Consider the following 25,142-nt stretch of genomic DNA (forward strand, 5'->3'; position numbering starts at 1 on the left):
ATTAGATTCTTCTGATTCCTTGCGTCAAGCCTGATTGAGATGCTCTTACCCTGGTCATTCAAGCCGATGGGTTGAGGCATATCCAGCACCCGCATTGTGCCGCAGCATTCTTTAATGAGGGGCTTTATCTTTTCGCGTACCTCTTGCACGATCGCATCAATATCAATGCTGTTATCTTGATTTCCCTCTGGTTCACTCGCTGGTTCAGCAACTATTTCTTCCCACTCTAGGTCTAGCCTGTCACAAATCTGAACAAAGAGATTGCGGTCAACAGGTTTACCTGTAAAGAACTTCCCGATTGGCTGGCGAGTTACTTCTAACTCTTCAGCTAATGCTTTTTGAGTTAAGGAATAACGAATTAAAGCTCTTTTTGCTTTTTGGATACCTTCTGGAGAACAGGAAAGCGATCGCCCGGACATAACCTAACCACTACACTTTTGCTGATTCTAACTGCCAATTTAGTAATTCATGCTCATCGCATACACAAGTCACTCATATCACAAACCTGTATTTAAGCTTACAACAAACACTCACCTGTCAAAGTATGGATGTAATGATTCAAACGATTTAGGAGTGGATCAATGTTATCCAAGAAGTTTTCTTCAAGAGATGAAGTGCTGGCTGTTATAACGCTGATTATGGTGATTGGTTCTCTCACTCTTGCAGTTATCGATGAGAAGAGTCGCCCTCAATTTTTAGATTTAACAAAATTCGCTATAGGTACATATATTGAATTGTTGATACCTCGGTTAAGGTCAAGCGATCGCAACTAGCCAATGACAATCCTAAATAATTCGTAAGAGACAAGATCCCCGACTTCTTTGAAAAGTCAGGGATCTGTAACTTTCAATTCTCACAAATCAAAAAAGAATGTTTTCTTCTCAGACAACAGAAAGAAATAACAAAAGCCTCCTGGAGAGTTTCATTTTTCTCTGAAGACAGTAAAACTTTTTCATGCAATAAGAAAAATTGACTGATAGTATTGTAAATTTTTGTAAATTTGATGTCTTCAAGACTAGAAACCTGATATCTAGATAGCTAAACTAACAAACAGTGCATCTGTACTGTTAATTATTAAAAGTAGATGTGGCGCTATAGCGTGAATGATCCCAGTACAACTTATCCTCAAAAACTTCCTCAGTTACCGTGATGCAACTTTAGATTTTGGCGGTTTGCATACGGCTTGTATTTGTGGTTCCAATGGTGCGGGTAAATCCTCCCTTTTAGAAGCAATCACTTGGGCAATTTGGGGTGAAAGCCGTGCCACTGTTGAAGATGATGTCATCTATTCTGGTGCAAAAGAAGTTCGGGTTGATTTTACTTTCCAAAGTAACCAGCAAAAATATCGGGTGATTCGTACCCGAATTCGGGGAGGTACTAGCGTCCTTGAATTTCAAATAGAAATACCATCTGGGTTTCGCTCACTCACTTGCAAAGGGGTAAGAGCGACACAAGATTTGATTTTAGAACACATCAAGCTCGATTACGATACATTTATTAATTCTGCCTACTTACGTCAAGGTCGTGCAGATGAATTCATGCTCAAGCGTCCCACAGAACGCAAAGAAATTTTAGCGGAGTTGTTGAAACTCAATCAGTATGATGATTTGGAAGAACGGGCAAAGGAATCTTCTCGTCAGTTTAAAGCCCAGGCAGTAGAGTTAGAGCGTTCTTTGGAGTCGATAAAAATTCAGCTGCAACAACGCGAAATCACCCAAGCGCAAAGAGTGGAGTTAGAAGCCGAACTCAACCAACTGCAACAGGTACAAGCTTTTGATAATATTCAATTGCAAAGTTTGCAAGTTGTCCAGCACCAGCGCCAAAATTGGGAACAACAACTCAATTTTATAAAGCAGCAATACCAAAATCTTACCCAAGATTGCGATCGCCTCCAACAAGAACAATCTGCAATTGGCTCTCAGCTATCAGATTTAGAAAAAATATTACACCAAGAAGTTGAGATTAAAGCTGGATACGCCCAATATCAAAGTCTACAATCTCAAGAAGAAGCTTTTGCTGTCAAATTTGAAGAACATACCCGCGCCCAACAGAATCGCCAACAAAAGCAACAACAGCTTACCAAACAAATTCACGAAATCGAACGGCAGCTGCAACAAGCCCAAGCCCAGCTAGAAGCTTTGCAACAACAAGAGCGAGACATTCAGCAAACTCTGACTAAATCAGGTGAAGTAGAAGCTGCTTTGTCACAGTTAACCGCAGCCCGTCACCATGTTGCTCGTTTAGATCAACTGCAAATGCAAGTGACTCCCTTGTTGCAACAACGAGCGACTTTACAAAACCAACTCGATCGCACTCATGCTGGTTTGGTAGCGCGACTCGAACAACTCCAAAGTACTGAGAACCAATTGCAACGCCAGCACGGCCGCCAACCGCAACTACAACAAGCGGTGATGGATGTAGCAATTCAGATTGAGGAACTGGAGAAAAAGCGGGTTTATCTGCAACGAGTCCAAGAAAAGGGGCAAGAAAGGCGGCACTTTATCGAACGTCTGCAAGCTCATCAACGGGATTATGAAAAATTGCTGGGAGAATTAGAGCAGAAATTGCAAATGCTCCAAAATCCTGAAGCACTTTGTCCATTATGTGAACGTCCTTTAGACGAACATCACTGGAGTCGGGTTGTGGAAAAAACCCAGAGTGAGTTAGAAGATACTCAAGGGCAGTTTTGGGTAGTGCGCGAACAAATGGCTGTGTCTGACCGAGAAATTCAGGTACTTAGGCAGGAATATCGCGATATATCCCAACAATTGGCGGGCTATGATGGTTTACGCGAACAACGGGGACAGTTGGCAGCACAATTAGAAGCGACAACTGATGTGCAACAGCAGTTACAACAAATTGCTGCTGAAAAACAGCATTTGGAGCGATCGCTCCAAGCTGGTGATTACGCTCCCGATAAACAAGCCGAACTCCGGCAGCTAGACCAATATCTGCAACAAGTTAATTATAGTGAACAAGACCACGCCCTCGCCCGGAGTGAAGTTGAGCGGTGGCGATGGGCAGAAATTAAACAAGGGCAAATTAAAGATGCAACTAAGCGACAAGCGCAACTATTAGCCCGAAAACCAGAACTTCAATCCCAAATTGCCCAATTACAAGCCAGAATCCAACAAGATCAGATTGATTCTGAATGTGCTAAACAAATCGCGGCTCTTGAGCGTCACATTACTGAAATTGGCTACAGTTCCGAGCAGCACAACAATCTGCGTATGGCTGCAAAGAAAGCTCAATCTTGGCATTTGCGGTATCAACAACTGCTATCAGCCCAGCAGCAGTATCCGCAACTCCAAACGAGATTGCAAGAGTTAGAGGAATCCAGAAGCGCCAGATTAACCGAGCGGCAAAAACTCGGCGGACAAATCGAGAGTATTATTCAGCAATTACAAGCAACAGCTAACCCCTCTGCCCAAATTCAAGCTTTAGAGCAGCAGCTAGCAATACGCAGACGGCAACTCGATGAGCAAATTACAAAGTTGGGGCGTTTAGAACAACTGGCGCTTCAACTGGAAACGCTGCAAATTCAGTACGAACAACAGCAGCAGCAATTACAATCTTGCAAGCAGGAATATCGTGTCTATCAGGAATTAGCGCAAGCTTTTGGTAAAAATGGTATCCAAGCACTGATGATTGAGAATGTGTTGCCACAACTAGAAGCCGAGACAAATCAACTACTTTCGCGGCTGAGTGGTAATCAATTTCATGTACAATTTATTACTCAAAAAGCTGGGCGTAGTGCTAAATCAACCAAGAAAAATGCCAAGCTGATAGACACCTTAGATATTTTAATCGCTGATTCTAGAGGAACGCGATCTTATGAAACTTACTCTGGTGGAGAAGCATTTAGAATTAACTTTGCCATCCGTTTAGCCCTGGCAAAATTATTAGCGCAACGGGCGGGGGCGGCGTTGCAATTGTTGATTGTGGATGAAGGTTTTGGTACACAAGATGCTGAAGGATGCGATCGCTTGATTGCCGCGATTAATGCGATCGCTTCCGATTTTGCTTGCATCCTCACTGTTACCCACATGCCCCATCTCAAAGAAGCCTTCCAAGCCCGCATTGAAGTCAATAAAACTCAAGAAGGTTCACAGTTGAGCTTGTCAATTTAATTACGAATTACGAATTACGAATTACGAATTAGTTAATTGTATTTTACCCGTGCATCCAGACCTAATGAGCGGAGCTTTTTCGTTAGCGTTTCTGCTTGGGCGCGATCGCTAAATGCTCCAGCATTCACATAATCCCCTAAATTGGATTGCTCTGCGACAGCATTGGGTATATATTGTTGCACTTTACTCAGAGTATCATTACTAGAAATTGGAATTATTACTCTGTAAGGATTATTAGCAACTAATGTATTGCCATTGGTAATAGGTACTACATTGTCATTGGCAGGAGGTAAAGCATAGCGGTTAGTGTCAGCTAATACATAACCATTATTTTGAGTATAATCCCCCCCAGTTGAACCATTCAACCCCAACGCTTCCCAAGTTTGCCAATCTACATTTCCAGTAGAATTAATTCGAGAATGTTGCTGGAATGCAACCACAGATTGTCTGGTGTAATCGTTGAAAAGTCCATCAGGATTAGTATTAGAGAAACCCAACTGCGCCAAACGCTCTTGAACTACTCTGACATTTTCTCCGCGATCGCCTACAGTTAGATAATTTCTACCTGGTTGTTGAATACCACCAGTAGAGACTCTACGCACTGAGTCCAAAACTTGGGCATTAGCAATGCCATCAACAGGTAGTCCATTATTTCGCTGGAATGCCATTACAGCTTCTCTAGTCATTGGGCCAACATTCCCAGTGGCATCAGCATTTAAATAACCTAGCTGCCGCAAATGCACTTGGAGTTCTCTCACTTGTTGAGTGGAAAGACTCGATCTTCCTGGAGTCGGAGAGGAACCCATTAGTGCGTTCCAAGTTTGTCGATTCACAATCCCGTTAGCAGTTATGCGATAACCTCGCTGAAATGCAATCACAGCATCTTTAGTAATTCGTCCAAAATTTCCAGTGGGATTAGTATTAAAGTAGCCTAACTGCCGTAGACGCTGTTGTAATCTTGTGACGGCTGCACCAGTTTTGCCTTGAGAAAGAGTAGGATATTCACCAACTGGCGATCGCGATGCGCCACCGATATTTCTACTAGAACTTCTACTTTGACACGCTCGCTGCAAGGCTCGTTGAGTACTAATACCCACAACTCCATCAGCCGATATTCTATTAGCTTGCTGGAATTTGATTACAGCATTTTGAGTCAAGCTAGCAAACTTACCTGTCACTGGGCCGTTAAAATAGCCTAACTTTTTTAAACATCTCTGGCTACTGCTAACTTCAGGCCCATTACTTCCTATTTTCTGAAGTGCTAAAGCTTCTCCAGCAATACTCAGAAGCCCCGTAATCAGAGCCACAGACAAAAGACGCATTGCAGCAACAGTCGATAACTTTTTCCAATTTAAAAATTTAAAATTAACTACGATAGGAACAACCTTGATGCTTTCGGATGCCTCGTAGACTGAGGCAAGCTTGATTAAATGGCTAGCTACCCCTGTTTTCACTTGCTTTTTTAAAGTTAATGACTATAAAAAAGTATACCACTTAGCTATATGTAAGAATTACTTTTCGTATGATTCTTTACAAGTAAGTGTCCTGGGGAGTGGGGATTGAGGAGCAGGGGAGAAGTTTCAGTAAGTTTTTCCCCTCTGCCCCCCTGCCCCTTTGCACCTCTGCCTCTTGTGCCCCATGCCCCATACCTATTGTTCATCAACTTTTTCAGTATTACCTGCTTTCACCCAACCTTCTTGTTCGCTACCTTCCAAACGGATCTTTTGCCAAGCTTTATCCTCGCTTTCTGACAAAATAATAATTTTTTGATTAAAACCAACCCCACCAATCTTTTCAGCTTCTTGATTTGGTTGCGATCGCAAACTCAAGCCTTCAGCCCAACTAACACGCCCTTGGTAAGCTCCTGCTGGTAATGGTTTTGATGATGGGGTAGCCTTTGGTGATTCTGTGGGAGTAGGGGTTGAGCTTGGAGACGATTGAGTAGATGTCCCAGGTGTAAGGGCGGGCTTACTTCCTCCAGGCTCAGTTTTTTTAGGAGCTTGGGCTTTCACCGAAGGACTATCATTGGAATAAATGGGTTTGGCAGGGGCTATGCCGGTGCGATTCATAAAATAGAGTGCAATTGCACCACCGCCACCTACTAGCACAGCGATCGCTAAGAAAAAACCCAGTATAAACTTTGTGAAGCCAGACAACATAATTAAAACCTGATTATCAAGAGTCAAGGGTGAAGGTGAGCCAGTCATCTGCGTATTTTCCCCATTGAGGAGAGTGCTGTTTAACTGGCTCTCAAGGGTTACGAGTAGAGAAGCAAGTAACCCATCAGTATAAGAATCAATAGTCCATAATAATTCATCATTAACTATTGACTTTTGACTAACTGATTATTGTAGCTATGCTGAATAGACATCTGGTGAAATTAAATATGCGTTATCCAAAACCTTTGTAGAGACATAGAAGTGCTACGCCTCTACATTTATTTTGGCTTCACGTAGTGCGCCGGAGGCGTTCGCTCAAAGGACTGTGTTTAGATGCTAAACGCGCTCTCCCAGCAGCAGCCCATTCTTGGAGTTGCTGAATTTGCTCTACGGCAGTTCGTGCTAAGGGGATGATCTGACTAGCTGCTTCTAAAATGTCGTCGGTAGCAAAGTCGCGGTTTTGGCTAAATCCAATATGCATCGCTTCAATTAAAGTTTGCTCAATCTCGGCTCCAGAAAAATCGGGCGTTTCATAAGCTAGCCTATCGATGTCATAACTTTTCAAGTTATGGGGGCGCAGTCGGGATAAATGAACATCATAAATTGCTTTTCTCTCTTCTTGAGTGGGCAAACCCACAAAGAAAATTTCATCAAATCGTCCCTTACGGAGCATTTCCGGTGGTAATGCTTGGATGTCGTTGGCGGTGGCGACGACAAACACGGGTGAGCTTTTTTCGGCTAGCCAGGTAATAAAAGTGCCAAACACCCGGCTGGCTGTTCCGGCATCACCTTTGCTACCAAGCCCAGCAAAGGCTTTATCTATTTCATCAATCCATAAAATACAGGGAGCGAGGGCTTCAGCTACTTGGATCATTTGGCGAGTCCGAGATTCTGATTCACCTACCAAACCACCAAATAACCTTCCCACATCCAAGCGTAGCAGGGGTAAATGCCAGTGATGAGCGATCGCTTTTGCCGTTAACGATTTACCAGTTCCCTGAATACCCACCAACATTAAACCACGGGGGTGCGGTAATCCGTACTGTCGCGCCTTATCAGTAAATGAACCTCCCCGCCGAATCAGCCAGTCTTTCAAGTTATCCAGTCCGCCAATATCAGAAATTTGCTCAGTGGCGGGGTAGAAGTCCAGGATTTGGGTTTGGCGGATAGTTTGGCGCTTTTCTTCCAAAACTAGATCCACGTCTTCTGGTTGCAATTCCCCGTGGGTAGCGATCGCTTTTGCCAAAACCCGGCGAATTCGTTCCATCGAAAGCCCTTGACAAGAACGCACCAAATCATCTAAAACTTTGCCAGAAAGTGAGTTACTAGTACTTTGTAATAAGCGTTCTACCTCAGTTTTAATCTCTGGGGCGGCCGGTAAGGGAAACTCGACGACTGTCAGCACTTCGGTTAAGTCGTCAGGAATGGCGATGCGTGGTGACAGTAGGACAATATTTTTGGGTTGCGACTTGAGAAGTCTGGACAGGTTGCGAAGTTTGCGAGCGATCGCTACATCATCTAAAAAGCGATGATAATCTCGGAGAATCAATACCGCAGGTGCGGAAGCTGGTAATTTTTCGATAAATTCTAAAGCTTGCAACGGGTTACGCCGCCCAAAACCAACATCATTGGGGTTTCCCTGATAGCCATCGACGAAATCCCAAGTATACACTGGGCGATTTCCCTGATTCGTAGCTTCTTCCCGGATAGCTCCTTCTACCCGCTCCTCTTCATAAGTGGGAATATAAATTAAAGGGTAGCGGGCGCGTAGCAGCAGTTTAAACTCTTCACGGAAGTTCATATATAGCTGTGGTTATTTGTTCTTCTCTCATTGTTCAGGTTTGTATCGCCTCTAACAACTAAAAAACCAACATCTACCAGTTCATAGCGGTTGCCAGTGCGATCGCTCTATGTGAGATATTCCTCAAGGGTGAGCGATCGCTCGGTTGTGGTAATTGGGATTAGATAATCAGTATAAAAATAACTACTGACTTTTATGTAAAAAATTTCCTAACTCTTCAGCCAATTCAGACAATAAATCAGGTTTATTCTCAACTAGCCATTCTGTAAGCTTTTTAGAGTGTTTAGTCTTTCTAAATTCCAATTTATTCTCACAGAATTCTTGAAATAAACTTGAAAGTATATTTGCACCGTGAATCTTAGATAACCAATTATTATCTGAAACTTCTTCTCTTTTTCTACCTTGAAGCAGATAGGATTTTCCTTGTTTAATTTTGTCAAGATATTCCTGAATCTGAGTAATACTGATAGGTGTTTCTAGCCATGTAGCTTCTTCATTTATTACCACTGATATAGCTTCAGGGTAAAGTAGATAATTTTCATACATGGGTAGGCGTAAAAAAGTCACACCTCTCTTTTTTAGTTCTTGAATCTTTGTTTCTGTCTTACTCTCCCTATCAAATATAAATCCAATGGCTGGCGGAAATAGAGTTGCTCCCGTTGTGAGTTTTTTATAAATATCAAAAACAAGGTCAGACCGTTTTCCATCCAAAAGAGCATCAGTGCTATTGACAGATAAAATTTTAATACCCATTAATGTTGTTCTTGCAACTTTCTCCAATATCAGTGGAAAACATTTTTCCTCAGTTTGTCCTTCCACCCAGAGAATACTATCAGCACCGAAAACGTCGGATAACCTAACTCCAAGTTCAGCTAAAATTTCGTTTTGTGACTCTATCTCTTTTGGATTTATTACTGATGCAGTTGTTTCACAATCTTGATATTGAAGCTTGATAATAGTAGATGGATTCGCAGATGCGATAATTTCTGGCGAATGAGTAGCAATAAAATATTGGTGCTGCGAAAACTGTTTAATAGTTTCTATAAGTTTTTTAGCTGCACCTGGATGTAAAAAAGATTGTGGTTCATCAATAATCAATGTTCTATGTTCTTCAGAAGAAACTAGAATATACAAAATGGCTAGTACTTGACTAACTCCACTTCCACAGGATGAAAGAGGAAGTGATAAATCATTTCTGTGAAGATTATCTGTATTCCAAACCAGGATTTCAACATTTTTATCATCTCTCATTACAACAGATATCCATTTTATTTCCGGTAAAATATTTGAAACTAATTTATTGAACTGAGCAAACATTCCTGGAATTTTACCCTGCAATATAAAGAGTACTTCTGCAAGATTAGAAGCGTTTGATTTTAGGTTTATATCAGCTTTGCTTTCACATTTGCAAATACTAATATTTAAACGTTCAGCCTGAAATCTATAAATACAACTTAAAAATGTTTTGAATATCTTACAACCTATGCTTTTATAGATTTCTGCTTCATACTTACGAGGTTTTACTATATCAGCATCATCTTCTTGCGTTTGAACATCTAATGAGAGCGAAATCTCTCCTAATTCATCAGATTCAATTCTATAGAAAACTTTACTATTAAATTTTGCTTCAAATGACTCAAAATTAAGTAATTTTTTTAAACTATTATCATCTATTACTCTATTAGAGTATAAAGATATTCTTATTTCCAATAACTTCTGATTTTCTAATTTATTTTTAAAGTTGCCTAATGCTTCATTTAGATATACCATCAATGTATAATAATAGTCTTCTTCATCAACTATTTGTTGTGGATTTAGATCATCTTCTTGATAATTTTCAGAACCAATAAAAGACACCTTTTTGGGTTCAGGTATTCCAATATTAGGAGACCAATGTTTTATAAAATTTCGTACTTCTTCCGTCTGAATCTGCCAAATAATTTCTACTCTAGATTTGTTTTCTTTTAAGATAGAAACCTTTTTTGGTAATGTTTTTATACTTTGATGAGGATAATTATCAAAATTAAGTGATAGTACTTCAAGTAAAGATGTTTTTCCTGCATTATTTCGCCCAACAATAATATTAATACCTGGTGAAAATTCCATTAGGCCAGAGTCGAGATATGACTTATAGTTAAATACTTGCAGCTTCTTGATAAACATTTTGTATTATTTATTGACTAAGTTAATTCTATTATTGGCAATTTCACATATTTTGCCAAGTAAAACCGAAAAAACCCGGTCTTTTAGAGAAACCGGGTTTCTATGGAAATGTCATAGATTAGCTTAGTAAATTACTGCATAAGTTGTAAAACTTAAACTGAAAAGTGATGCACTGTAATGCGTCTTATTATCCTGGAAGTTGTTTTTTCAGTGCTTCCAGAGAAGCCCAACGGTTATCAACTGGAGTTTCAGGACTATCAGAACTCTCAGCAGTACTATTTACAGGAATACCTGGACAATTGCGATGCCTAGGTTGGTAAACTACGCACGGGCGGGAAATCGCCTTGGTTAAGATGCTCTTAATGTTCTGTTACCAAACCTGGGAAGTTTTTAGATTTAGTAAGGTAGGATGTATATACTCAAGTAAGGAATCCTTACATTTGATAGCAAAGGCTAGGAGGCAAGTCATGCTCGCCAAGTTAACTTCTAAAAATCAACTAACGCTGCCTAAAAGTATTACTCGTGAAATCGGTGAGGCTGAGTATTTTGAGGTAAAGGTGGAGGGGGGGCAAATTATTCTGACTCCTGTAAAAATTCATCGGGCTGATGCGGTTCGATCTAAGCTGGCGGATTTAGGATTGAGTGAGCAGGATGTGGCTGATGCAGTGGCTTGGGCGCGTCAATCGTAATGGCTTGTCCACGGGTGGTAATTGATACTAATATCATCATCTCGGCGCTGATATTTGGGGGTAGAGTATCTAGGCTTCGTTTGGCATGGCAGGACGATCTCTTCACTCCCCTGGTTTCTAAAGCGACAACAACTGAGTTAATCCGAGTGCTGGCTTATCCAAAGTTTAAGCTCACGCCAACTGAGCAAGAAGATTTACTATCGGATTACATACTCTTTTGTGAAGCTGTAGCGATGCCCGGCCGCTTGCCTGTAATTCCTGAATGTCGCGATCCGTTTGATGTGCCTTTTTTACTTTTGGCTGTGGTCAGTGAGGCTGATTATCTCGTGACGGGCGATCGCGATTTACTCAGTCTAAAAGATAATTTTTCTTGCCCGATTATCACAGCTGAAGATTTTCTAAATGTTATTGATGGTCAGTCACCCTAATTTTTCCGGTGATGCCTTGTAAAAGTGGTATTTGTTGCCATAAGTTTTCCTACTGCTTACAGAAGTCATCTATATCACAGAATATTTGTGTAATGTCGAGCCGAGATGCAATAGTAAACATAAACTTTCCGATCGCATCTTACAAGCCTCGTATATTTACCACCCATGCTGTCTCTGTCGAGTTAATATTCCCGAAAGCGATGACTACGGCGGTAAACTGCGCACGGGCGGGAAATCACAGAATTTTAGGCATAAGCAATAAGCTATTAGCCCGGAAGTTGCTTTTTCAGTGCTTCCAGAGAAGCCCAACGGTTATCAACTGGAGTTTCAGAACTATCAGAACTCTCAACAGTAGTACTTACTGGAATACCTGGACAATTGCGATCGCACAGTTGCCGTTGTGGTACTGCCAACCACATCTGCTCATACAGCCATTCGTTGGGATAAAAATAACCATCGGGCGGTAAGCTTTCCAGCAACTCTTCCATAACTACTTCCCTTTCTAAGGGCAAGTCATTTGCCTGATTTGCAGTTTCGTCTAACCAGATGATTTCTTTCGTATCAAGCCCTAAACGTCGATTGTATTGCTGCAAACAGCGGTTGCAGGTACAAGTAATAATTGTTTCTGCCTGACTAGACACTTGCAAGTAATTACCATGATGCTGCACGCGCACGTGCCCGCGAACTGGTGTCAAAGTTTCCAGACCAGGCAGAAATTCATTAACCTGAACTTCCTCTGTCCGCTCCGGGGCTTGAGTTAGCTGCGGAATATAAATTGCGTCCATAGGATTCGTGAGACATCCTCACTAAAATTTATCTCGATTACCAGCAATTATACTGATACTGAATCTTTATTTTATCCCTTAAGAACAAGAGAAATTTTGAAATTATATATGGTTATGAGTTTTCAATTAACTCCAAACTCATAACTCCTAACTCCTAACTCCCAACTCCTTCCAACGAAGCTGGACAGACAACCAGATGACGATGTGGCTCTTTACCGCGACTGAAGGTTTCTAAATCTCCAAATTCCTTCAAAAAGGTATGAACTTGACGCCGTTCAGCAGAACTAAGAGATTTGATTTCTACTTCTCTACCAGAAAAGCGCACTTCATCGGCTGCGGCTTCTGCTAATGCGCGAATTTCGGCTTCTCTTTTCACCCGGTAGCCATTTAACTCAATGGTGTAAGAGGCTTGTTCTTCCGGGGGTTGGCTAAGGTTTAGAACCGAATTTGCTAGATACTGAATCGCATCTAACACAGAACCATCAGCACCAATTAACACCTGGATTTGTTCTGAGGTCAAATTGGTTTGGTCAATAGTCAACCAGTAGTTATCTGGTTCTGGAGAATCGCCGTCTTGAGATTGGGCAGTTTCTAAATGACCCTGAATCTCAGCAGGTATTCCAGTGAGTTCCAGCAGGGTTTTTAACCACTGCTGACCTCGCTGCATCGGAATGTCGCTCATGATCCCCCTGTAGCCTTTTTCTTGGCACTTTTTGGTTCAAACGGTAATGCTTTTTGTTCTGTGACTGCTGCTTCTTTCTCCTGAGTTTCTACGATTTTTTGCAGTTCTTCTGGTAGAGGTTCGCGGGAGAGAAGATAAGTTTGGGCGGTTTGGAAAATATTACCAATCACCATATACATCAGCACCCCAGCTGGTAGGGGGAAGAACAAGAACATCCCAGAAAAGATGACGGGGGTGATTTTGTTAACTGTATCCTGCTGCGGATTGCCACCACTGGAATTTTGCCCGGAAAGCATTTGGCTAACATAAAGGCTGATCCCAAAGAAGACGATCATGGCAACGATATCCCAGTGGATTGTGCCATCTGGATCTTGTGCGCCAACCCTGCCTAAAGCATCAATAAATAGAAAGCCTTTTTCTGCTGCTAATCCAGGAATTGTTCCTTGAATGGTGACATCTCCTGGTTGCAAGGCTTCTACATTGCCCTCGGCATCAATTTTTATCCTATCTTCACCTTTGGTTATTTTCCAATCAGGAATCAGCTTATTTTCTGGGTGTTCTGCTAAGAGTACCTGAAATGGTTTACCTTCAACAGTCTGATACTGTATCTTGGTTTGTTCTCCCACCGCTAATTTACTTCCGCTGGGAAGAATGGCAGCTACTTTAACGTGTTCTCCATCTGCAACATAAATATTTTGAGGAGCAGTGGCAAAGGCTTGCGGTTGAATTTGTTCGATTTGTTCTGCGGGAAGAATTTGCAGGTTAACGCTGTAGTTAGCACTTGCAAAAGGCGAACCCCGCAAAGTCGCAAATAGCGCTAATAACACCGGCATTTGCACTAGTAATGGAAAACAGCCTGCCAAAGGGTTGCCAAATTCTTTTTGGACATTGACCATTTCCTCCTGCTGCTTTTGCGGTTCATCCTTATAGCGCTCTTTGATTTCTGCCATCCGCTTCTGCATTAGAGGTTGTACAATTCGCATTTTCCGCATATTGCGAATTGAGCCAGCACTCAGGGGATAGAGCGCGAAGCGGACTATCAAGGTCAAAGCAACGATCGCTAATCCGTAGCTAGGCACTATACCATAGAAAAAATCTATGATTGGCAGCATCACGTTGTTCGAGAGAAAGCCGATACCAAAATCCATTATTCTGAATTCAACCTGAGGTACTGTAAACTGAATCTAATTTATCTAAATCATGACTTGTCTGCGACTATCTTTCGCTACGGATAGCCGCACATTTAAATGGAGCATTGGGAATTGGGCATTGGTTCATCTCCCCCTGCTCCCTTGCTCCCATCACTGATTTGCAGTCGCGCTAAATTCGGGATTTTTCGCAGCAATTCTTTCGTTGATGTAGTCATAGACTTCGCGAAAATTGGGAATTGCACGCAATTCCAGACGACTGCCGTTTTTTAGGGTGATCGCCATATCTCCCCAGAAGCCAATGCCACGGGGAACTTTGACGATTTTGACAATTTCTGAGTAAATTACGTCAGTGCGATCGCGTCCCTGCCAACCTCCAATCACAGTAATTCGGCGATCGGTGATGCGGAAACGCAGCCACAATGCCCTGACAATTGCTCCAACTGCTAATGGTAGCCCGACAACGGTTAGCCCAATCAGCAGGTTGACAATTAAATCCCCAACATGGGGGCCACCTTCATAATAAACATCTTCACGAATTCCCATCGAACACCTCAGCTTGTGCCAACAACTGCTCTAATTCTTGCAGAAATTGTGGGCTTACGCACTTAGATTCTGCTGCTGTGGGTTTGACAATAAATACTAGCCGCCATCCTGGTGATAATTTTGGCAGCAGGTTATGTAAAGCAGCAGTAATTTGCCGTTTGATTCGGTTGCGAACCACTGCCCTTTTGCTGACTTTTGTGCTAATTGAAATACCAATCCGCGTGCTGGCAAGGAGCTTTGAGTCAGTTGCTTGCGTAGTCTGAGTGGCAGTGTCCAAAGAAGGTTTTATTGAACACAAGGGCTTTAAGGCTCTCAATGTTAAATAAGAGCCATGACGCCGAATTCCTTCTCGGAAAACTGCCTGGAAATCCTTTCGGGATTTTAGCCGATTTGTTTTGGGCAAAGCCACAGATGCTCTTTTAGCTTGATATGCCCTAAACAGCCAGACGGTGACGGCCTTTTTTTCTTCTGGCGCTAATCACGTTTCTGCCGTCTGGTGTCCGCATCCTGGCGCGAAAACCAGAAGTTCTTTTTCTCTTACGGCTAGTACCGCCCAGTGTTCTTTTCATACTCTTCTCCTCTTAGGTGATTTTTATAAAAACTCACAATCTCTAATTTTATCACTTTGTTAGGGAATTGGGAATCGCCGATTGGTTATATCCCTACTCCCTATTCTTAACTAATGCTTAAAATCCATGTTCCCATGTAGCGCAGTAGTGGTACATCGCCAGGGGAAAGCACTTGACAGTTAAAATAGTAAACTCCACCGAAGGATGGGTTTTTCACGTTAGATAACACTACCTCGACTGCACTACCTGCTGGCACTGGCTCTTGAGGAAAAATATTAATCAGTTTACCTTCTTTGTCCCACTTCACCTCAGAAAGCGGAACTGCTTTGCCTTTGACTCGGACTTCAATTTTTTTCTGGTCAAAAGTTCCTTTGTAATAATCAGGGTAGGTAATGGCAAATTGACCAACTGCCAATTTCATTCTTTTGGCTGGAATCTTCAATATGTATCGATCCCAACCATTAGCTTGTCCGCCAAAATCTAACCGGAAGGGTAGCTGATTTTCTTGTTTGACGCCGCTAAACAGCGTAAATCCAGGTAAGCTTTGCGCCAAAGTCAAGGCTGGTAATCCAGTAACCAAAAAGCTAGTCACGGCTAAAGCAGAAAGTAAACGTCGCATAATCGGGCTTCCTCTACCAAAATATAAATCTGTTATCTAAATAATGACTGTGTGTTAGTATGCTTTACTAAACTTTACTACTGGCTTCCTGACAATGGACGTTTAATTTCCAAAAAAAGTGCCATCCTGCCTGAAGTTTAGGCAACAGTAAAGTTACTTAGTATTAAAACAAACCTATATTAAATTTACTTCATTACCCTTATGTAGCCATGATTTGATTACTAAGCTGGGTCAAATTTGAACTAGATATAAACACAGTTAGGGGTTGGATTGTGTTTATAAATATGTATAAGTGTATCTAAATTTGAGAATTTTGTTATAAAAATTGAGGTGTGCCATCGGCGATCGCCAGTTAAGTTGGGCTAAATTGATTAAAATAAGTTGGATTGGAATCGAAGTCGTAATCATTAAAATTTGATTGGGAAATTATCAAGCTTTCAAAATCCGGTCAATATTACTCTATAAGAAAGGAATACCAAAATTTCTCAATCCCGAAAACAAGCTAAAGATAAAGATGCAAAATTTGGGAATCAATTTAGGATGTGCAATACGTAACCCTGTTTGCAACTATCTGAAAATATGACATCTGCGAGCGGCAAAGTGAGGCTTTGCCTGGAGAGCTAAGAGTGGGAGAGGAAAGATTCAAGGTTCAATCTACAAGTAAAATTCATGGCTGATGTTCCTGCCTAAGTACTATGAGTGCGGGACACGCATCATCTGGACAATCACTTACTTGGCAGAGATTAAGTATTTATCTTCAGGAGATTTCATGAGAATAGCAGTTGCTAAAGAAATTGAAGTTTGCGAACGTCGTGTGGCATTAATTCCTGACATCGTTGCCCGATTGGTAAAACAAGGTTTGGAAGTGTGGGTAGAAGCAGGTGCAGGAGAGCGATCTTTTTTCAGCGATCCTGACTATGAAGCCGCAGGAGCGACAATCATCAGCGATACTGCCAAATTATGGGGCGAAACAGATATTCTGCTGAAAGTCAGTCCACCGCAAGAACGAGAAGATGGACGCTCAGAAATTGACTTGTTAAAAGAAGGGGCTGTTTTAGTCAGTTTCCTCAATCCGTTAGGAAATCCTGTTGTGGCGCAGCAACTAGCAAATCGAAAAGTCACCGCTTTGAGTATGGAGATGATCCCCCGTACCACCAGAGCGCAAAGTATGGATGCTTTGTCCTCACAAGCTTCATTAGCAGGTTACAAAGCAGTATTAATTGCCGCAGCTGCATTACCGAAATACTTCCCAATGTTAACCACAGCCGCAGGTACGATCGCTCCAGCGAAAGTATTTATTATGGGCGCTGGTGTAGCGGGATTGCAAGCGATCGCCACCGCCAGACGTTTGGGAGCAGTGGTAGAAGCCTTTGATATCCGTCCCGCCGTCAAAGAAGAAGTGCAAAGCTTAGGGGCAAAATTCGTTGAAGTCAAATTAGACGAAGAAACCGTTGCTGCTGGCGGTTACGCCAAGGAAATTTCTGAGGCTAGCAAACAACGTACCCAAGAAGTTGTCGCCGAACACGTTAAGAATTCTGATGTAGTGATTACTACTGCTCAAGTGCCTGGGAGACAAGCACCACGGCTAGTTACAGAAGAAATGGTGGCACAAATGAAACCCGGTTCAGTAATTGTAGATTTGGCTGCCGATCAGGGTGGTAACTGCGCCTGCACCGAACCCGGCAAAGATATTGTATGGAACGGCGTGACAATTATCGGCCCTATCAATCTCCCATCATCAATGCCAATTCACGCCAGCCAATTGTATTCCAAGAACGTAACATCGTTGATTCAACTGCTAATTAAAGACAAAGCTTTACAGGTGGACTTTGGCGACGACATCGTTGATGCTGCTTGCGTTACCCATGCAGGTGAAATTCGCAATCAACGAGTGCGGGATGCGCTACAAGCTTTGAATACTCAACAACCGGCGGTTAATTAGGGAATGGAGAGACAAGGGGACAATGAGAATGCCCCATGCCCAATGCCCCATTCCCACTTATACAAGGAGTCTTGATTTCATGACAGAGGCATTACTTGCTGCTTTGTTTGTATTTGTATTGGCATCTTTTATTGGTTTTGAAGTTATCAATAAAATCCCACCGACTTTACACACGCCCTTAATGTCAGGCTCAAACGCGATTTCTGGCATTGCAGTACTTGGAGCAATAGTTGCTGCTGGTGCGAGGGACACAAGTGTGTCAGTAATTCTCGGTTTGATTGCTGTGGTACTGGCAACAATCAACGTTGTGGGTGGTTTTTTAGTCACAGACAGAATGTTGCAAATGTTCAAGAAGAAGGAGATTAAGGCGTGAGCGACTTTTTACCAACTGGCATTCAGCTGACGTACTTAGTCGCTGCATCATTATTCATTCTGGGCTTGAAAAAGCTGGGATCGCCTGCTACAGCGAGAAACGGTAATATCGTAGCGGCTGTGGGGATGCTACTAGCAATTGTGGCAACAATGCTAGATCAGCATGTGTTGAACTACGAGATGATATTGTTGGGCTTGGCAATTGGATCGGGAATTGGTGCGATCGTTGCCTACAAAGTCCAAATGACCGAAATGCCCCAAATGGTGGGTTTGCTCAACGGTTTGGGCGGTGCGGCTTCGGCATTAGTCGCCGTTGCCGAATTCTGGCGATTATTGGATTCTGGCGCACCCATACCCATAGATGTGAACATTTCCATGCTGTTGGACGTGTTAATCGGTGGCGTTACCTTCACAGGTAGTTTTCTAGCCTTTGCCAAATTGCAAGGTTTAATTAGTGGTTCCCCGATTACATTTCCTTTCCAGCAACCATTTAACCTGTTGCTTCTGGGTGCTTATTTGGTAGGCAGTGTCTATTTAATCATTACACCAGATAGCTTACCCATATTCTTGGGAGTGGTAGCTGTTTCCTTAGTGCTGGGTGTGATGTTCGTCATCCCCATTGGTGGCGGCGATATGCCGGTGGTAATTTCGCTGTTGAACTCCTTGTCAGGTGTGGCGGCGGCGGCGGCTGGTTTTGTGGTGATGAACAATATGTTAATCATCGCTGGTGCTTTGGTAGGAGCATCTGGCTTAATCCTCACCGAAATTATGTGTAAGGCAATGAACCGCTCCTTATTTAGTGTGCTGTTCAGCGCTTTTGGTACAGGTTCTAGTTCTGGTGGTGGTGCTGCTAGTGGTGGTGCAACCGATCAAAGCGTCCGCAGTATCGATCCTGAAGAAGGAGCGATGATGTTGGGTTATGCCCGTTCTGTGGTAATTGTGCCTGGTTATGGTATGGCAGTTGCCCAAGCGCAACATAGCGTCCGGGAATTGTCAGATCAGTTAGAAAAAATGGGCGTTGATGTCAAGTATGCCATTCACCCTGTTGCTGGGAGAATGCCGGGGCACATGAATGTGTTGCTGGCGGAGGCAAATGTGCCTTATACGCAGTTGTATGACATGGATGATATTAATCCCCAGTTCGATCAAGCGGATGTGGCTTTAGTAATTGGGGCAAATGATGTGGTAAATCCGGCGGCGCGGAGTGATACAAATAGCCCGATTTATGGTATGCCGATTTTGGAAGTAGATCGGGCGAAGCAGACGATTGTAATTAAGCGTGGGATGAGTACGGGTTTTGCCGGTGTAGATAATGAGTTGTTCTACAAGGATAAAACTACGATGCTTTTTGGTAGTGCTAAGGATATGGTGGCGAAGTTGGTTTCGGAAGTGAAGCAACTTTAAGAGAAACGAACCGCAAAGGGCGCAAAGGGCGCGAAGTAAAGAAAAAATTAGAGAGTTTGCTTGCCTTGGAAGTGTGATGCTTCTGAGGCAAGTTTTTTAATCAAATAAAGTGAGTTTTGCAAATTTCGATTTTGGTGTTTATCTTTCATAAACTATTTATAGCATTCAGCATGATAATTTATTTGGCTTTACTACGGCGTACATTTTCAATCTGCCCCATATTTCTATAGCATAAAAACCAGCATCTGGATTGTCACTTGTCATAGCACGTATTACTTTAATACCTGGACGATCGTATGTCTCCAAATATTGTTGATATTTTTCTAGTATGGGTTGAGCAGCTTTATCATCTACAGTAAAAAATTGAATCTCAAAATTGCTTTCTATAAAAGTCTGATCAACAAAATAAGTTATACCGCGAACTATCTTATGACACAATCGTTCTAACTTCTCGACTGATATTGGTATAGATGGATATTCTGGATAGTAAACATTGCTTTCTACTCGAAAATTTGGATGGAAACCTATAGTTGGCATTGCTTGCCATCTAACTATTTCTTTTTTTATTTTCTCTCTTTTTCTTTCTCTTATTCGCTTTTCTGTTCTATCATTTGCATAGTCTGGATCTATTGAACGCAATACCTTATCTGTAATTCCGCTTGACTTTGCATCTTCAGGATCAATACACATACCTAGTCTCAATAGTAGATCCTCTTCTAATCTGCCATATTCCTCGTTGCATTTTTTGCACGATGGAATTGTCCATCTTTGCAAATTTTCAGGAGTATTATCTGGATACCAAGCAAAGGGGAAAATATGATCTCTTGTCAAATCTTCCACATTTTGTAAACAATGTACACATCTTCCGGACTTAGGTCGTTTAGTCATTGTTTACCTTGTTCCAGTTAAAATTTATTGTAAGTGGGGTAGAGCAACAGAGGAATCTAACCTATTGCCTGACAATATTGATGTACCATTGTAGAGGACGTAAGTTGGAAATACGATCACTGCCCCCTTTAGATTTTGGTATTATATGGTCAATTTCCCATCCATAAGTAGATTGACGCTTTCCATACTTGTATCTATTTATCAATCTTCCAAATTGATCTTTCCGCCAGATCCTGGGATCACAGTCTGGAAGAATAAAACCTTTTTCCCACACTGCTTGAATTTTAGTTAATTGGGCTGCATCTTGAGCGGCTTGATACGCCAGTGCCCTGGAATAATGGTTAGGACTTACACTACCGAACATATTGTGGTTTCTGCTTATTAGAGTTAGTTTATAGATTATAGTATATTTGTACTTAACAACATTGCTAAAAAAAGCGATCGCCAAATCTCCACAGTGCGATCACTAAAATATTGGGTGAGAAATATTTAAGACAACAGCTAATGCCTGAGAAACAAGTTACATTTCTGAGTCGGAGAGTTGACCTAGTTTTCTGACTAATCTTATTTCTGAAACTGAACGTACTTGAAAAGTATCTACACCAGAAACTTTAGCTAAACTGTTCTCTGTGCTTGGTTCCAGCCGCACCATCCAAGGTCTAACAGCATATCTTTCTTTCAAATCTGTAACTGGGACAATAACCTTCAAAGGCAAAATCCCAATAGCATCATCATTGACTATGATACAAGGACGTTTTTTGCTAATTTCTGTCCCTACTGTTGGATCTAAATTAACTAACCAGACTTCACCTCTATACATAATTTCCTGAGTTGTGGAAGTCTTAATCTGGATAGTCGCAAAAGTCTTCTCCCTCTAAGTCAGAGAATATATCTAATTCACTACCAGGTGCATAATCTGCAATAGCTGTCACTGCTGCTAGTGTTAATTGGCATTTTTGCTCATCTTTGGTGAGTGAGTTTTTTTCTTGAAGAACCAATTGCAGAGCTGATTCAGCTATCTTCAGGCGATCGCTTATGCTCAAACTTGGGAGTGCTTGGAGAATTTCTTTAGTTTCCATATTAATTCATAGAGCAACTTATATTACTAATGTTAGTGAAATTATGATAAACGATCGCTTTTTTCCTCTTTCTTTTGTGTCCTCTGACGTAGCCTCTCGTAGAGAATGCATCACCTATTTTTTTCCTAACTAATTGTCCGTTTCATCGGAATTTGTATCCAGAACTCACAGCCATTACCAGGTTCAGAAACACATTTGATAGTACCGCCGTGCTTTTCTACAATAATTTGGTAACTAATAGATAACCCCAAACCAGTACCTTGTCCAGGTTGTTTAGTGGTAAAGAAAGGTTCAAAAATGTGCGATCGCACAATCTCGGTAATCCCACAACCATTGTCAGCAATCCAAATCAATATAGTATTCTCTTCTATGACTTCTGTACGTATCCAAATTTTAGGATTGTCAATTTTTTTTCCACTAATTGCTGAGTTTTCCAGTGCATCAATCGCGTTGTTGAGAATATTCATAAACACCTGATTCATCTGGGCTGCATAGCATATTACTGGAGGCAATTCACCATATTGCTTAACTACCTCAATAGCAAAAGAATTAGTTTGTGGTTGCAGTCGATGTTGTAAAATTAGCAAAGTACTGTCGATACCTTCATGAAGGTCAACGGGCTTCATTCCTGATTCGTCAAGCCGAGAAAAACTTCGTAACGACAAGACTAATTGAGAGATCCGCTCTGCCCCCATCTTCATTGAAGCAAGAATTTTGGGCAAGTCATCATTAATGAAATCTAAATCTAATGCTGCTACTTGCTTTTTAATTTCCTCTGTTGTCTTAGGATACTGTTTCTGATAAAGGCGCAGTAATTTAAATAAATTTTCGGTATGTTCAGTCACATAAGTGATATTCCCATAAATGAAACTAATCGGGTTATTAATTTCATGTGCTACGCCAGCAACTAACTGCCCTAAGCCTGCCATTTTTTCACTTTGAATTAACTGGCTTTGAGTGTCCTGCAATTCTTTAAGAGTCTGGGTGATTTCTTCTTTTTGACGTTGAGTCTGTTCGAGTAATTCCGCTTGCTGAAGTCCTACCCCTAACTGAGTACCAATCTGCATCAGCAAATCTACCTCATCTTCTTGCCAATCACGGGGTTTGGTATTTTGATAAGCTGCTAGCAATCCCCAAAGTTTCTCACCCTGAAAAATCGGCACAATCATATATGCCCTAGCCTCCATGAGTTCAATTAGGGCAATATAAGGAATAGAATCATCGGTGCTATAAATATCCTTAATGACCAGAGTTTTACCATTAGCAAAGTCTCCTACTTGGTTTTTTTGCAAGTAATCATTTGCGTAGGCGTAGCCCGTCGTAGACATCGCAGGTACAATTTCCTTTACTGGTGTCCAACCTTCGGCTAAAGACTCAGCAACAAATTCGCCACTCCAATCTGTCCCGAATCGATAAATTGTCACTCGGTCAACTTCTAATAACCGTCGGACTTCTTCTGTACTAGTAGCAAAAATGGTGTCAATATCAAGAGAGTGGCGGATTTTTTCTACCGTTGCGGCTAAAGCTTTCTCCCTTTCGGCTGCTTTCCGTTCTCGTTCGGCGGCTTTAGCCAGTTTTTGGGCTTGCACCTGCATCTGTTTCAAGGACTCAGCTTGCTGTAATGCTACCCCCAATTGAACACCAACCTGTGCTAACAAGTTGATTTCTTCATCTTGCCAATAACGGGGCTGGGAGTTTTGATAAGCTACTAGCAATCCCCACAGCTTTTCACCCTGAGAAATGGGTACAAAAACTTCATTACGTGCATACTTACCCGCTTGTTTTCCTTGTACAAGAACGCGTTCTGTTACTGGCTGCGGCTTAACCATTGGTGTCCAGCCATCAACGATGGAATCAGCCACAAATTCCCCACTCCAATCAGGATAGAAGCGATAAATTGCGACTCGTTCCACTTCTAATAACCGACGAACTTCTTGAGTAGTGGTTTTAAATATGGCTTCAATTTCAAGTGACTGACGAATTTTTTCTACTGTGTGCGCCAACGCTCTTTGCCTTTCAGCAGCTTTGCTGATATCTGCTGCTTGAATCTGCATTTGTTGGATAAATTCCGCTTGCTGCAAAGCCACACCTAGCTGGGTGCCAACTTGGGTAAGTAAGTAAACCTCATCTTTTTGCCAATAACGGGTTTCAGCATTTTGGTATGCTGCTAGCAAGCCCCAGAGCTTCTGACCGTGGTAAATGGCAACGATCGCATAAGCTCTGGCTTGATATATCTCTAAAATTTTAATGTAGCAGTCACTAAAACCTGAATTGTAAATATCATTACAAATTCGGTACACTTCACACCGGCTGAAGCTACCACCTTCTGTATCTTGTAAATAGGTATCAGCGACTGGGGGGTTAGCTAAATGTTTGGCGCTACATTCGCTGACGTTCTCTTTCAATTCCGGGCGTTGCGACTGTTGATCTATCAGGGAAACCCAACCCTCTGCCACTGATTCAAACACGAATTCACCACTCCAATCGGGATTGAAGCGATAGATAGCCACGCGATCGGTATTTAGCAGCTGCCTAAGTTCTGCGGTGGTTGTGTGGAAAATACTTTCCAAATCTAGGGACTGGCGAATTTTCTCAATGGTGATGGCTATGGTTTTCTGCCATTGGGCTGCTTTTTCTCTGGCTTTTGCTTGTGCTAGTTCTGCTGATTGTAGTTTTACTTGTTCTAGGTAGTCTGCTTGCTGTAAAGCAACCCCTAGATGTTCAGCGATTAATTGCACAAACTCAATTTCTGATGCTTCCCATTGTCGAGAATTACCACACTGATGAATACACAACAATCCCCATAAATCTTTACCTTTGATCAAGGGGGCAATTATACTGGCACGTACTTGGAATTTTTCCAGAATCTGGATGTAGCAATCACTGGCATTAACTTGATAAATATCAGCTATTGCTCGAATTCGGCCTTGCTGATACAGTCCTGCGAACTCCTCACTAAAGCAGTGATCGCGCAGTTTGGCTGATAGTGCCGAATCCCATTCGGTTGCCACATCTTCATAGATAAATTCCCCTTCCCATGCCAATTCAGGATAAAAACGAAACACGCCAACCCGATCGCTTTTCAGAAGTTGGCGGACTTCAGTGACTGTAATTTTGAAGATAGTTTCTATGTCTAGAGACTCCCGAATACGGGCAATAACTCCAGATAAGGCTTTTTGTTGCTCATTCTGACGCAAGGAGCATGTTACATCTGAATGAGATTCTTGCCGTTCTGAATTTGGTTGTATGGGTTGAGTAGTAGAGGAGTTTTCCATTCCCAGTGGGACTTTAAATATTGAAAGTCTTCTATTTCATGATTCCCGTTGCGATCGCAAAGGTAACAATTATTTCCTGGGAATGTCATAAAAACAATGTAGGGACGCGATACAATCGTGTCCCTACAAAAAGATTTTCAATCACGAGAAAACTATCGCCGCTTGGGAGTGGCGCTGCGGGTGGTGCGTTTTTCTTCATCTCGACGACGGCGATCGCGCCAATCTGCCAGGGTCAAATAACCAATACCACCAGTGACTACTACAAGCAGCACTACAGCAAATAAAGCCAAAATACTCAAGAATGGACTTTCCACAATGCCTCTACAGTCCGTTACGTCCCCACACTACCATTGCAATTGACCAAGTGAACACAACTAACAACGATACCCAACCTAGTGTCAAAATCTCCATAGTCCCATTTTTCAAATAATTACAAAAGGTTTCTAATATTTATCATACAGGG

General features: G+C 42.0%; 26 protein-coding genes. 7 read left to right on the forward strand and 19 right to left on the reverse strand.

The window, feature by feature from the left end; all coding sequences use genetic code 11:
- Positions 1–419: helix-turn-helix transcriptional regulator (locus ACM0OX_RS12905; protein WP_414515274.1), on the reverse strand; the 419-nt coding region annotated here is incomplete at its 3' end.
- Between the two features lie 162 nt (positions 420–581).
- Between ACM0OX_RS12905 and ACM0OX_RS12910 the strand changes: the two genes are divergently transcribed.
- Together ACM0OX_RS12910 and sbcC are read left to right on the forward strand one after the other, a co-directional pair.
- Positions 582–773, forward strand: coding sequence for a hypothetical protein (locus ACM0OX_RS12910; protein WP_414515276.1), 192 nt, complete (start codon positions 582–584; stop codon positions 771–773).
- Between the two features lie 330 nt (positions 774–1,103).
- The gene (sbcC, locus tag ACM0OX_RS12915) at positions 1,104–4,130 is read left to right on the forward strand and encodes an exonuclease subunit SbcC (protein WP_414515278.1); all 3,027 of its coding nucleotides are present in this window, start codon (positions 1,104–1,106) and stop codon (positions 4,128–4,130) included.
- Between the two features lie 32 nt (positions 4,131–4,162).
- Here the strand turns inward: sbcC and ACM0OX_RS12920 are convergent, their stop codons facing one another.
- The 4 genes from ACM0OX_RS12920 to ACM0OX_RS12935 all read right to left on the reverse strand — a co-directional run bounded on the left by ACM0OX_RS12920 (position 4,163) and on the right by ACM0OX_RS12935 (position 10,253).
- Complete coding sequence (locus ACM0OX_RS12920; protein WP_414515280.1) at positions 4,163–5,584, reverse strand: peptidoglycan-binding protein; 1,422 nt, start codon at positions 5,582–5,584, stop codon at positions 4,163–4,165.
- A gap of 195 nt (positions 5,585–5,779) precedes the next feature.
- Positions 5,780–6,289, reverse strand: a complete 510-nt coding sequence (locus ACM0OX_RS12925) for an SH3 domain-containing protein (RefSeq protein WP_414515372.1) — start codon at positions 6,287–6,289, stop codon at positions 5,780–5,782.
- A 289-nt stretch (positions 6,290–6,578) separates the two neighbouring features.
- The gene (locus ACM0OX_RS12930; protein ID WP_414515282.1) at positions 6,579–8,090 is read right to left on the reverse strand and encodes an AAA family ATPase; all 1,512 of its coding nucleotides are present in this window, start codon (positions 8,088–8,090) and stop codon (positions 6,579–6,581) included.
- A gap of 183 nt (positions 8,091–8,273) precedes the next feature.
- Positions 8,274–10,253: an ATP-dependent nuclease gene (locus ACM0OX_RS12935; RefSeq protein WP_414515284.1), complete on the reverse strand. Its 1,980-nt coding sequence runs from the start codon at positions 10,251–10,253 to the stop codon at positions 8,274–8,276.
- 467 nt (positions 10,254–10,720) lie between these two features.
- Between ACM0OX_RS12935 and ACM0OX_RS12940 the strand changes: the two genes are divergently transcribed.
- Together ACM0OX_RS12940 and ACM0OX_RS12945 are read left to right on the forward strand one after the other, a co-directional pair.
- The gene (locus ACM0OX_RS12940; protein WP_094327679.1) at positions 10,721–10,942 is read left to right on the forward strand and encodes an AbrB/MazE/SpoVT family DNA-binding domain-containing protein; all 222 of its coding nucleotides are present in this window, start codon (positions 10,721–10,723) and stop codon (positions 10,940–10,942) included.
- Positions 10,942–11,370, forward strand: a complete 429-nt coding sequence (locus ACM0OX_RS12945; protein ID WP_414515286.1) for a putative toxin-antitoxin system toxin component, PIN family — start codon at positions 10,942–10,944, stop codon at positions 11,368–11,370. The genes ACM0OX_RS12940 and ACM0OX_RS12945 overlap by 1 nt, the downstream gene beginning before the upstream one ends.
- A 266-nt stretch (positions 11,371–11,636) precedes the next feature.
- Here the strand turns inward: ACM0OX_RS12945 and ACM0OX_RS12950 are convergent, their stop codons facing one another.
- The 7 genes from ACM0OX_RS12950 to ACM0OX_RS12980 form a co-directional block, all read right to left on the reverse strand.
- Entirely contained in the window at positions 11,637–12,155 is a 519-nt protein-coding gene (locus ACM0OX_RS12950; RefSeq protein ID WP_414515288.1) for a YceD family protein, read from the reverse strand.
- A gap of 154 nt (positions 12,156–12,309) precedes the next feature.
- A complete protein-coding gene (locus ACM0OX_RS12955; protein WP_334703401.1) occupies positions 12,310–12,837 on the reverse strand; it encodes a protein jag in 528 nt (175 codons plus the stop codon).
- Positions 12,834–13,985, reverse strand: coding sequence for a membrane protein insertase YidC (gene yidC / locus ACM0OX_RS12960; protein WP_334903882.1), 1,152 nt, complete (start codon positions 13,983–13,985; stop codon positions 12,834–12,836). Before yidC ends, ACM0OX_RS12955 begins: the two co-directional genes overlap by 4 nt.
- 153 nt (positions 13,986–14,138) lie before the next feature.
- A complete protein-coding gene (locus ACM0OX_RS12965) occupies positions 14,139–14,531 on the reverse strand; it encodes a PH domain-containing protein (protein WP_414515290.1) in 393 nt (130 codons plus the stop codon).
- Positions 14,518–14,940, reverse strand: coding sequence for a ribonuclease P protein component (gene rnpA / locus ACM0OX_RS12970; protein ID WP_414515292.1), 423 nt, complete (start codon positions 14,938–14,940; stop codon positions 14,518–14,520). The genes ACM0OX_RS12965 and rnpA overlap by 14 nt, the downstream gene beginning before the upstream one ends.
- A 25-nt stretch (positions 14,941–14,965) precedes the next feature.
- Positions 14,966–15,100, reverse strand: a complete 135-nt coding sequence (gene rpmH, locus ACM0OX_RS12975; protein WP_084227158.1) for a 50S ribosomal protein L34 — start codon at positions 15,098–15,100, stop codon at positions 14,966–14,968.
- Positions 15,101–15,206: 106 nt separating this feature from the next.
- On the reverse strand, positions 15,207–15,719 hold the full coding sequence (locus ACM0OX_RS12980) for a DUF2808 domain-containing protein (RefSeq protein WP_289798079.1): 513 nt from the start codon (positions 15,717–15,719) through the stop codon (positions 15,207–15,209).
- 769 nt (positions 15,720–16,488) lie between these two features.
- On the opposite strand from ACM0OX_RS12980, the gene ACM0OX_RS12985 reads away from it, so the two are divergent.
- The 3 genes from ACM0OX_RS12985 to ACM0OX_RS12995 all read left to right on the forward strand — a co-directional run bounded on the left by ACM0OX_RS12985 (position 16,489) and on the right by ACM0OX_RS12995 (position 19,437).
- The gene (locus tag ACM0OX_RS12985) at positions 16,489–17,661 is read left to right on the forward strand and encodes a Re/Si-specific NAD(P)(+) transhydrogenase subunit alpha (RefSeq protein WP_414515294.1); all 1,173 of its coding nucleotides are present in this window, start codon (positions 16,489–16,491) and stop codon (positions 17,659–17,661) included.
- 79 nt (positions 17,662–17,740) lie between these two features.
- Positions 17,741–18,034: an NAD(P) transhydrogenase subunit alpha gene (locus tag ACM0OX_RS12990; RefSeq protein WP_012408294.1), complete on the forward strand. Its 294-nt coding sequence runs from the start codon at positions 17,741–17,743 to the stop codon at positions 18,032–18,034.
- The gene (locus tag ACM0OX_RS12995; protein WP_414515296.1) at positions 18,031–19,437 is read left to right on the forward strand and encodes an NAD(P)(+) transhydrogenase (Re/Si-specific) subunit beta; all 1,407 of its coding nucleotides are present in this window, start codon (positions 18,031–18,033) and stop codon (positions 19,435–19,437) included. Before ACM0OX_RS12990 ends, ACM0OX_RS12995 begins: the two co-directional genes overlap by 4 nt.
- Positions 19,438–19,602: 165 nt before the next feature.
- On the opposite strand, the gene ACM0OX_RS13000 is transcribed toward ACM0OX_RS12995, so the two are convergent.
- From ACM0OX_RS13000 to petN, 7 genes are all read right to left on the reverse strand, one after another.
- Positions 19,603–20,325, reverse strand: coding sequence for an HNH endonuclease (locus ACM0OX_RS13000; RefSeq protein WP_414515297.1), 723 nt, complete (start codon positions 20,323–20,325; stop codon positions 19,603–19,605).
- Between the two features lie 61 nt (positions 20,326–20,386).
- On the reverse strand, positions 20,387–20,689 hold the full coding sequence (locus tag ACM0OX_RS13005) for an HNH endonuclease signature motif containing protein (RefSeq protein WP_414515299.1): 303 nt from the start codon (positions 20,687–20,689) through the stop codon (positions 20,387–20,389).
- Positions 20,690–20,845: 156 nt separating this feature from the next.
- A complete protein-coding gene (locus tag ACM0OX_RS13010) occupies positions 20,846–21,145 on the reverse strand; it encodes a type II toxin-antitoxin system PemK/MazF family toxin (RefSeq protein ID WP_414515300.1) in 300 nt (99 codons plus the stop codon).
- Positions 21,146–21,167: 22 nt separating this feature from the next.
- Positions 21,168–21,404 carry a hypothetical protein gene (locus ACM0OX_RS13015; protein WP_414515301.1) on the reverse strand — a complete coding sequence of 79 codons (237 nt, stop codon included), beginning with the start codon at positions 21,402–21,404 and terminating at the stop codon, positions 21,168–21,170.
- Positions 21,405–21,529: 125 nt separating this feature from the next.
- Positions 21,530–24,679: a GAF domain-containing protein gene (locus ACM0OX_RS13020; protein ID WP_414515302.1), complete on the reverse strand. Its 3,150-nt coding sequence runs from the start codon at positions 24,677–24,679 to the stop codon at positions 21,530–21,532.
- Between the two features lie 152 nt (positions 24,680–24,831).
- Positions 24,832–24,993, reverse strand: a complete 162-nt coding sequence (locus ACM0OX_RS13025) for a hypothetical protein (RefSeq protein WP_094350864.1) — start codon at positions 24,991–24,993, stop codon at positions 24,832–24,834.
- Positions 24,994–25,000: 7 nt separating this feature from the next.
- A complete protein-coding gene (gene petN / locus ACM0OX_RS13030; RefSeq protein ID WP_012408302.1) occupies positions 25,001–25,090 on the reverse strand; it encodes a cytochrome b6-f complex subunit PetN in 90 nt (29 codons plus the stop codon).
- Between the last annotated feature and the right edge of the window lie 52 nt (positions 25,091–25,142).

Source organism: Nostoc sp. PCC 9305 (genome assembly GCF_963920915.1).
In the GTDB taxonomy this organism is placed as follows: Bacteria; Cyanobacteriota; Cyanobacteriia; order Cyanobacteriales; family Nostocaceae; genus Nostoc.